Consider the following 9190-nt stretch of genomic DNA (forward strand, 5'->3'; position numbering starts at 1 on the left):
CTTTCTTTGGCTTACTTTTCTTTGGCGAAGCAAAGAAAAGTGAGTCGGCCGCCGGGCCGAGACCCGGCCTCCGCCCTTAACCAAGGCACACCACAAACCATCAAACCAATAGCTACCAGCGTCTGACAAATAAGCGCCAGAGCCTGAAAACACCTCAAGGAAGCTCCTTGTTCGCCTCCGGCTCCGCACTCTCCCGCGGTCCCACCGTGCCCAGCCGGCTCTTGAGCGACTGCGGCTGGCCCGTGAGCAGCGCCGCATAGTTGGTGGTGTTGGCCAGCACCTTCTTGACGTAGTCGCGCGTCTCGGCAAAGGGCACGTTTTCGGCCCAGATGGCGGCATCGAGCACCGGGCCGTTGCGCCAGCTGCGCGGGCGGCCGGGGCCGGCGTTGTAGGCGGCCGCAGCCATGGGCATGGAACCCGCGAAATCGTCGAGCGCCAGCTTGAGGTAGGCCGTGCCGATGGTGATGTTGGTGTCGCGGTCGGTGATCTGGTCGGGCGTGAAACCGGCCAGCCCGATCTTGCGGGCCGTCCAGCGCGCGGTGGCGGGCATCACCTGCATCAGGCCCGAGGCGCCCACGCCCGAGCGGGCATCCATCACAAAGCGGCTTTCCTGGCGGATCAGGCCGTAGACATAGGCCGGATCGAGCCCGATGCCCTGCGCGCGCTCCACCACGGTGTTGCGAAACGGCGTGGGAAAGCGCTGTGCCGCATCGGTCACGGCCTTGGTGCGCTCGCTGGTGTTGATGCAGCGGTCCCACACCTCGCGCTGGCAGGCAAAGTCGGCTGCGGCCAGCAGCTCGCGGTCGGCCATGCCGCCGGGGGTGTGCAGGTTGGTGGTGTAGTTCCACTCGCGCACGCCTTCGCTGCGCAGGCCCAGCAAGATGGCGTAAAGGCCCCGGTTGAGCCCCGGGTTGGCGCGCGCAGCCGCTTTTTCCTCGGCGGTGAGCGGTGCCGGGGCGGGCGGCGTGGCAATGCGCTGGCCCAGCTCTTCCAGAGCCAGCTGCTCATAAAAACCGCGGGTGCCGGCAATGCCCTCCAGCAATTGCCGCGCTTCGGCGCGCTCGCCTTCGCTGGGCCTGGCGGCCAGCAAGGCGCGGGCTTTCCAGTACACCCAGGTACTTTCCTGGCGGGTGTCGTCGCCCATGGCGTCGATGGTCTTGCGCACCACCTTCCATTGGCCGGCACGCAAGGCGGCGCGCGCCTTCCAGCCCAGGGTGTCGTCGTTCAGGTCGCTGTCGCGGGCCACGTTGGCGAAATACCCCATGGCATCAGGCGAGAGCTTTTGCGCGGCCTGCTTGCCGATCACGCCCCAGACCCAGTTGCGCTCTTCGGCCGACAGCTGCACACCCCATTTGGCGTCCAGCAGGTTGGCGGCGGCCTGCGGGTCGCCGGTGGCCAGCTTGACCAGGGCCAGCACCACCAGTTCCTGGTGCATCTTGCCGCGCACGGTGGCGCGGCCGAGCAGATATTTGGTGGGTGAATCGAATACATCGCGCAGCTGGGGCAGGGCATCGGGCGCGACAATTTCCACAGCATTGCGCACCACGCGCATGCGGTTGGCCTCTATGCCCAGGCGCGCCTTGCGCCACACATCCAGCGCACTGAGCTTCTTGTCGCTGTAAAACTCGCTGGCCGCGTGGGTGCAGCCGTCGTCCGCATCGCGCAGCGCATACCAGGTGCGGCGCACATCGTCGGCAGCACTGGTGGGTGCCGTGCCCTTGATCTGGTCGATCAGCAGGGCGTAGCAGCGCACCTCGCGGTCGTCCGACATGCGGTACTGCGGATGGTGCTCGGCAAACTGCGACCAGTCGCGCCGCTGGCCCAGCAGCAACAGCCAGTCATTGCGCAGGCGGTCTTCCTGGTAGCTGCCGGCATAGCGCTGCAAAAAGGCCTGCACCTCCTGCGGCGCGGCCTCTTCCAGACGCGCCTTCAGCGTCCAATAAGCGGCCCAGGGTTCCAGCGCATGGCCGCGCGCGGCGGGCAGCAGCTGTTCGAGCTTTTTGCGGTCGCCCTTGCGGAAGGCCTGCTGCATCTCCAGCAGGGTCTCGTCGCCACGGTTTTGCGCCTGGACCAGGGGCGCAGCAGTGGCCAGCACGGCAGCGGCCACAAGGGGTGTCAGAATGGCTCTGAGTAAATGCATGGGGGAATTATCTGATGGACAAAGCAGCCCTTCGGCGCGCATTGATACAAGAACGCCTCAATTTGCCCGACCGCCTCCAGCGATCCGACCTGTTGCAGCAAGTCATGCGCATATGGCTGGTGAACCGGCCCGACACCGTGATCGGTGCCTACTGGCCCATCAAGGGCGAGTTTGACCCCCTGCCCGCCCTGCACCGCTGGAAAGAAGACGGTGAATTACTGGACGAACCCCTGCGCCGGCGCATCGGCCTGCCGGTGGTGAACAAGCAGCACAAAACGCTGACCTTCCACGCCTGGCACCCCGGCTGCCCCGTGGAAGAAGACGCCTACGGCATCCCCAAGCCCAAGGACACCGAACTGATCGTGCCCACGCTGCTGTTTGTGCCCTGCGTGGGCTATGCCGCGGGCGGCTACCGGCTGGGCTATGGCGGCGGCTTTTACGACCGCACGCTGGCCACCCTGCAACCCAGGCCATTCACCGTGGGTCTGGGGTACACCCACGGCTACCTTGACGATTTCGAACCCGACGCGTTCGACTTGCCGCTCGATGCCATCCTGAACGACAACGGCGTGGTCTGGCCGGTATGAGGAACACCTCCCCTGAGACGCTTCGTTTGTAAAAGAAAGGTACACCATGATCCAGCTCTACATCGGCAACAAGAACTACTCATCCTGGTCCATGCGCCCCTGGGTGCTGCTGCGCCAGGCGGGCATTGTGTTCGAGGAAGTGCGCGTGCGCTTCGACAGCTTCGAGGCCGGCTCGGAGTTCAAGCGCACGGTCGGCGCCGTCAGCCCCACCGGCAAGGTGCCGGTGCTGGTCGATGGCGAGCTGGTGGTGTGGGACACGCTGGCCATTGCCGAGTACCTGGCCGAAACCTACCCCGAAAAGCAGCTCTGGCCCGAGGACAAGGCGGCCCGCGCCCGCGCCCGCAGCGTCTGCGCCGAGATGCACAGCGGCTTCACCGCCCTGCGCGGCGCCTGCCCGATGAACATCGAGGCCAGCCTGCCCGACACCGGCGCCCTGCTCTGGCGCGACAAGGCGGCCGTGCGCGCCGATGTGCAGCGCCTGATCGAGATGTGGACCGGCCTGCTCACGCAATATGGCGGGCCGATGCTGTTCGGCCAGTTCACCATCGCCGACGCCTACTTTGCCCCGGTGTGCATGCGCCTGACCACCTACGGCCTGCCGGTGCCGCCCCACATCGCCGCCTATGTGGACCGCGTGCGCGCACTGCCCGGTGTGAATGCCTGGATAGCCGACGCTCTGGCCGAGCAGGATTTCCGCGCATTCGAGGAGCCCTACCGGCTCACGCGCTGAGCCCGCGCTTACCGGAACTGCTTGCGCAAAAACGGCCTGTGCCGCGCGATGTGCGCCAACTGGGCCGGGGCCATAGTGCCGCCCAGGTCTTCCTCTTCCGCGTTGAGCACCGCGTTGGCATAGGCCAGCGCGCGCGCCACCACCTCTTCATCGCTCACGCCCTGCTGCGCGGCCAGGTCCAGCGCCACGCGCTTCATGGCGCGCTGCGACAGCATCCACATGGCACCGAAGGCGTCCCAGGCGGCCGCGGCCTCCTTGAACCTGTCGCGGTCGGCCAGGATTTCGTTGAGCGGCTTGGCCAGGATCTCCTGCAGGTCGTCCACCTTGGCTTTGAGGGCGTCGAACTGCGCCTCGCGCTGCAGGGCGGCGGCGGCCGCGTTGGCGGCGGCATCGGGCGCAGCGGGCACGGGCACGCTGCCGTCGGGGTTGAGCTGGGCAATGGTGAGGTCGGACGCAAGGGACATGGTGGGCTGGAATATACGGCCGGGGGCAGGTCCTAAACTACGCCGATGCAAATCTACATGGTGGGCGGCGCCGTCCGCGACAAGCTGCTGGGCCGGCCCGTGAACGACCACGACTGGGTGGTGGTGGGCGCCACGCCCCAGCAGATGATCGACCTGGGCTACCTGCCCGTGGGGCGCGACTTCCCCGTCTTCCTGCACCCCGAGACGCGCGAGGAATACGCGCTGGCGCGCACCGAGCGCAAGAGCGGGCGCGGCTACCGGGGCTTCGTGGTGCAAAGCTCGCCCGATGTGACGCTGGAGGACGACCTCTCGCGCCGCGACCTCACGATCAATGCGATCGCTAGCAGCGCTGATGGATCAAGCGCTGAGGCACTGCTTGATCCCTATGGGGGTGCCCGCGACCTGGAACAGCGCGTGCTGCGCCATGTGACCGACGCCTTCCACGACGACCCGGTGCGCATCCTGCGCGTGGCGCGCTTCGCGGCCCGCTTTACCGATTTTTCCGTGGCGCCCGAGACGATGGAGTTGATGCGCTCCATGGTGGCGCACGGCGAGGCCGACCACCTGGTGGCCGAGCGCGTGTGGCAGGAGCTGGCGCGCGGTTTGATGGAAGAGCAGCCCTCGCGCATGTTCGAGGTGCTGCGCGCCTGCGGCGCCCTCGCCGTGGTGCTGCCCGAGGTGGACCGCCTGTGGGGCGTGCCCCAGCGGGCCGAATACCACCCCGAGGTGGACACCGGCGTGCACCTGATGATGGTGCTGGACATGGCGGCGCGGCTGCAGGCGCCGCTCACCGTGCGCTTTGCCTGCCTGGTGCACGACCTGGGCAAGGGCACCACGCCGGCCGACATGCTGCCGCGCCACATCGGCCACGAGCAGCGCAGCGCCAGGCTGCTCCAAGGCCTGTGCGAGCGCCTGCGCGTACCCACCGAATGCCGCGAAACGGCCGACGTGGTGGCGCGCGAGCACGGCAACATCCACCGCAGCGGCGACTTGGGCGCGGCGGCCCTGGTGCGCCTGATCGAGCGCTGCGACGGCATCCGCAAGCCGGCCCGCTTTGGCGAAATCCTGCTGGCCTGCGAATGCGATGCACGCGGGCGCCTGGGGTTTGAAGAGGCGCCTTACCCGCAACGCACGCGGCTGCGCGCGGCGCTGACTGCTGTGCAATCGGTCGCTACCAATGCAATAGCTTCTCGCGCAGCAGAATCAGGCGTTACAGGGTCAAAAGTGGGTGAAATGATCCACGCCGCACGCGTGCAGGCCGTGGCCGACTGGCTGGCCCAGGCACCCGGCTGAGAGTGGCCAATAAAACTCGGCGAAGCGGTTCTGGCCAGGCGCTGCGTCGCAGGCATCACGCGTAGCACGACGGGACGCGGGAACGACGCCCGAAGCGTTTTGTGGGCCGCTCCCAAAGCCTACCAGCGCAGCAACCGGGGCCCCAGCAATGCACCCAGCGCCGTGGGCAGCGCCATACCGGCGATGTACCAAACGGCGAGAAAGGGTGTGGCCATTTCGGGGCAGTGCAGCGCATAGGCCAGCGCGCCCAAGGCGCCCGCCAGCAAGCCGCCCGCCGCACCCGTCCAGGCCAGCCGCGTGGGCGCAGCGCCCCGCAGGGCCCAGAAACTGGCCACCAACGCGGGCACAGACAGCGCCGCGATGTTGAAGGGGCAGGTGCGCCAGGTGCTGCCCAAAATGAGGGGAAGGCGCTCTGCAGGCTCGGCACGCACCAGCGTGATGACGGCCGTGCCCCACAGCACCAGCAGCGGCAGAGCCAGCAGAACCAGACTGTGCGCGAGGCCCATTCCGGGCCGCGCCAGACGGCGCAAAACGGCCACACAGCCCCCGGCCAGCATCGCGGCAAAAATGAACTTGCCCCAGAGCATGGGCAAGGCCAGATCCTGCATCAGTCCGGGGCGCAGGCCAAACAAGGCCAGCACCAGCACCAGCCCCCCTCCCAGCCCCGCCAGCGCGGCCACGGCAAAACGCCGCTCGATGCTGTGCTTGGGTATCTCCACGGCATCGCGCGCCAGCAGGTTTATCCACTCATCGGTATTCACGTTGTTCCCCTGATGCGGGCAGCCAGAACCTTCAGGCCCCGGTGCACGCCGATTTTTACCGCCGACTCCGACAGCCCTGTCATGCGCGCCGTCTCTACCACCGACAGACCTTCGAGCTTGACATGAACGATGGGCAGTCGCTGGCGGTCAGGCAGGGTCTGCAGCAACCGCCCCAGATCCCGACGGGCCTCGGCCGCTTCGCTGTCGCGGCTGGAGAACAGCTCGGCGGCATCGTCGAGCGGCACATTCAGCGCACCCTTGACCGCATGCGTGCGCAGCCAGTCGATCAGCTTGTAGCGCGCAATCGCGTGCACCCATGCCGTCACCGGCATATCGCTGCGGTAGGTGTGGCGCTGGTTGTGCACCGCCAACAGTGTTTCCTGCACCAGATCCTCCACTTCATCAGGCCGCTGCGCCAGCCGGCGGCGCAAAAAGGCCCGAAGGTGCGCGCTCAGCTCCTTCAGAAAGCACTGGTAGGCGCCCGCATCGGCATCCAGCCCCTGCAGCAGCAACAGGCGCAGCCGCTCTTCAATCTCCATGGCGTCTCCCTGTGGGGGTATTCGTGGCACAGGCGTTGCGAGTTACAGCAACAACAAAGAATATTTTGGGTATTTTTCTGCGCCAGCGTAACCGCAGTCCTTGCCCAGGCGAAATACAGCGCAGACCGGAATCGTGGCGTTTCACACCACACCGGCCTGCGGCCCTCACCCTCAACCCTTCGGAGAAAACCCCATGACATCACCTACCCTCACTCTCGGCGCCCTGGCCTTTGCCGCCCTCACCGGTGGCGCCGCCTTGGCACAGGCACAGCCCGACTCCATGAAGCCGGGCGACATGGGCAAGCCAGCCATGGAAAAGTGTTACGGCGTTGCGATGGCGGGCAAGAACGACTGCGCCGCCGGCCCCGGCACCACTTGCGCCGGCACCTCCAAGGTGGACTACCAGGGCAATGCCTGGAAATTTGTGCCCGCAGGTACCTGCACCAGCATCAAGACGCCCAAGGGCATGGGCTCGCTCAGCGCCATCAAGACCTGAACCGCAGGCCACCCCATGCCCACCACAACACCCTTGACAGCCGGGCTGAGCCTCAAGCCCCAGCACTATGAGGAGGCCCTGCGCTGCAACGACCACGGCCTGTGGTGGGAGGTGCACCCCGAAAACTACCTGGCCGACGGTGGCCCGCGCATGGCCTGGCTGCAAGCCATTCGCGCGCGGCACCCGGTATCGCTGCACGGCGTCTCGCTCTCGCTCGCGGCCGATGCACCGCCCGACCCCGCGCACCTGCAGCGCCTGGCGGCGCTGGTGCGGCGCATCGAACCCGCCCTGGTGTCCGAGCACCTGGCCTGGTCGGCCTGGCGCGGGCGCTACCACCCGGACCTGCTGCCGTTTCCACGCACGCACGAGGCACTGGCGCGCATCGCCAACAACATTGCACGCACGCAGGACACGCTGCAACGCTCGATCGCCATCGAGAACCCCACGCATTACCTGCACATCGACGGCCATGACTGGGCCGAAACCGATTTTCTGGCCGAGTTGGTGCGGCGCACCGGCTGCAGCCTGCTGCTGGACGTGAACAACGTGTACGTCAGCGCCAACAACCTGGGCTTTGGCACACAGGACTACCTGAACACCTTCCCCCTGCACGCGGTGGCCGAAGTCCACCTGGCAGGCCACCATGCCGACCCGGTGCATGGCAACGCGTTGCTCATCGACAGCCACGATGCGCCCGTGGCGCCCGCCGTGTGGGCGCTGTACGAGCAGGTGATCGCGCGCGCCGGCCCCGTGCCCACCCTGATCGAGCGCGACGACCACGTGCCCCCCTTCGGCGAACTGCTGGCCGAGCGCGACCAGGCCCACAGCGCACTCACCGCGGTGCAACCCGAGGAGGCCTCATGCAGCTGAGCACATTCCAGGACGGCTTCTCTGCCGCGCTGCTCGGCCACGCCGCGCAAGCGCCGTGGCTGTCGGCGCTGGAGTCCCAGCCGGGCTTTGCCGTGTACCGCAACACCGTGCTCAAGGGCTGCATCGATGCGCTGCAGGCCAGCTACCCCACGGTGTGCCAGCTGGTGGGCGAAGACTGGTTCCGCGCCGCCGCTGCGGTGTACGCCCGCGCGCAGCCGCCACGTGACGGGCTGCTGGTGGACTATGGCGCGGGGTTTGCCGACTTTCTGGCAGGGTTTGCACCGGCGGACGAGCTGCCCTACCTGCCCGCCGTGGCGCGCCTGGACCGGTGCTGGACCGAATGCCATCTGGCGGCGGATGCCACCGCCATTGGCCGTGACTGGCTTGCACAGCAGGCCCCCGACACTTTGCCTCTTGTGCAACTGCTGCCACACCCCGCCGCACGCTGGGCCTGGTGCGTCGAGCATCCGGCCTATGCCCTGTGGCAAAGCCACCGTGAAGGTCTGCTCCCCACAGAGCCACTGGAGTGGACCGGCGATGGAGCCTTGCTCACCCGGCCCCATGCGGAAGTGGTGTGGCACTCCCTGTCGCGTGCAGGAGTGACCTTTCTGGACGCCTGCGCCCAGGGCCTGACGCTGGAGGCCGCTGCCACACGCGCGCTGGAGACCGACCCTGCCGCCGACTTTGCCGCCCTGATGGGTACCCTGCTGGACGCAGGCGCCCTCGTCCCCACCGATTCACGCACAGACCGAGGAGCCCCCCCATGACCTCCACCACCCACGCCCCCACCGCACCCGCCAAAGGCCCGCGCGTGCTGCTGGCACGCCTGGCAGATGCCGCCACCTCCCTCACCCCCCACAGTCTGCTCGCCCTGGTCAACCGCGTGGCCGTGGCGGGCATCTTCTGGCTGTCGGCGCGCACCAAGGTCGATGGCTGGTTCACGGTGTCCGACGGCGCCTATGCACTGTTCCGCGACGAATACAAGCTGCCCTTGCTGCCGCCCGAGCTGGCGGCACAGATGGCCACGGTGGCCGAGCACCTCTTCGCCGTGCTGCTGGTGCTGGGCCTGTTCACGCGCCTGTCGGCCCTGGCCTTGCTGGGCATGACGCTGGTCATCCAGGTGTTTGTGTACCCCGACGCCTGGCCCACCCACCTGTCGTGGGCGGGGCTGATGCTGTACCTGGTGGGGCGCGGTGCGGGTGCCCTGTCGCTCGACCGGGCGTTTGGAATCCGCTAAGAGCCTTATATGGACGCCCCGAATAAGCCAAGCCCTCACTCACTGAAGTCAAGACGGTAGAGATTGCACCCGT

General features: G+C 67.3%; 11 protein-coding genes. 7 read left to right on the top strand and 4 right to left on the bottom strand.

The window, feature by feature from the left end; all coding sequences use genetic code 11:
* Positions 1-154 precede the first annotated feature (154 nt).
* Positions 155-2140 (bottom strand): lytic transglycosylase domain-containing protein, encoded by a 1986-nt coding sequence (locus tag AC1Q5S_RS21825; protein ID WP_303837753.1) that lies wholly within the window; start codon positions 2138-2140, stop codon positions 155-157.
* Positions 2141-2154: 14 nt separating this feature from the next.
* Here AC1Q5S_RS21825 and AC1Q5S_RS21830 point away from each other — a divergent pair, with 14 nt between their 5' ends.
* On the top strand, positions 2155-2727 hold the full coding sequence (locus AC1Q5S_RS21830) for a 5-formyltetrahydrofolate cyclo-ligase (protein ID WP_303837751.1): 573 nt from the start codon (positions 2155-2157) through the stop codon (positions 2725-2727).
* A gap of 46 nt (positions 2728-2773) precedes the next feature.
* The gene (locus AC1Q5S_RS21835) at positions 2774-3457 is read left to right on the top strand and encodes a glutathione S-transferase family protein (protein WP_422203502.1); all 684 of its coding nucleotides are present in this window, start codon (positions 2774-2776) and stop codon (positions 3455-3457) included.
* An 8-nt stretch (positions 3458-3465) separates the two neighbouring features.
* Here AC1Q5S_RS21835 and AC1Q5S_RS21840 read toward each other — a convergent pair whose 3' ends face one another.
* Entirely contained in the window at positions 3466-3921 is a 456-nt protein-coding gene (locus tag AC1Q5S_RS21840) for a hypothetical protein (RefSeq protein WP_422203504.1), read from the bottom strand.
* A 45-nt stretch (positions 3922-3966) separates the two neighbouring features.
* Here AC1Q5S_RS21840 and AC1Q5S_RS21845 point away from each other — a divergent pair, with 45 nt between their 5' ends.
* Complete coding sequence (locus AC1Q5S_RS21845; protein ID WP_422203506.1) at positions 3967-5214, top strand: multifunctional CCA addition/repair protein; 1248 nt, start codon at positions 3967-3969, stop codon at positions 5212-5214.
* A 119-nt stretch (positions 5215-5333) separates the two neighbouring features.
* On the opposite strand, the gene AC1Q5S_RS21850 is transcribed toward AC1Q5S_RS21845, so the two are convergent.
* Positions 5334-5975 (bottom strand): DUF1109 domain-containing protein, encoded by a 642-nt coding sequence (locus AC1Q5S_RS21850; RefSeq protein WP_303837743.1) that lies wholly within the window; start codon positions 5973-5975, stop codon positions 5334-5336.
* On the bottom strand, positions 5972-6514 hold the full coding sequence (locus AC1Q5S_RS21855; RefSeq protein ID WP_303837741.1) for a sigma-70 family RNA polymerase sigma factor: 543 nt from the start codon (positions 6512-6514) through the stop codon (positions 5972-5974). Before AC1Q5S_RS21855 ends, AC1Q5S_RS21850 begins: the two co-directional genes overlap by 4 nt.
* A gap of 193 nt (positions 6515-6707) precedes the next feature.
* On the opposite strand from AC1Q5S_RS21855, the gene AC1Q5S_RS21860 reads away from it, so the two are divergent.
* The 4 genes from AC1Q5S_RS21860 to AC1Q5S_RS21875 are packed head-to-tail and all read left to right on the top strand — an operon-like array spanning position 6708 to position 9117.
* Positions 6708-7010 carry a BufA1 family periplasmic bufferin-type metallophore gene (locus tag AC1Q5S_RS21860; RefSeq protein WP_303837739.1) on the top strand — a complete coding sequence of 101 codons (303 nt, stop codon included), beginning with the start codon at positions 6708-6710 and terminating at the stop codon, positions 7008-7010.
* Between the two features lie 15 nt (positions 7011-7025).
* On the top strand, positions 7026-7880 hold the full coding sequence (gene bufB / locus AC1Q5S_RS21865; RefSeq protein ID WP_303837737.1) for an MNIO family bufferin maturase: 855 nt from the start codon (positions 7026-7028) through the stop codon (positions 7878-7880).
* Positions 7871-8647: an HvfC/BufC family peptide modification chaperone gene (locus AC1Q5S_RS21870; RefSeq protein WP_422203510.1), complete on the top strand. Its 777-nt coding sequence runs from the start codon at positions 7871-7873 to the stop codon at positions 8645-8647. Before bufB ends, AC1Q5S_RS21870 begins: the two co-directional genes overlap by 10 nt.
* Positions 8644-9117: a DoxX family protein gene (locus tag AC1Q5S_RS21875; RefSeq protein ID WP_303837733.1), complete on the top strand. Its 474-nt coding sequence runs from the start codon at positions 8644-8646 to the stop codon at positions 9115-9117. Before AC1Q5S_RS21870 ends, AC1Q5S_RS21875 begins: the two co-directional genes overlap by 4 nt.
* The last annotated feature ends 73 nt before the right edge of the window (positions 9118-9190 follow it).

It is taken from the genome of Acidovorax sp. GW835-FHT14B10 (genome assembly GCF_058793725.1).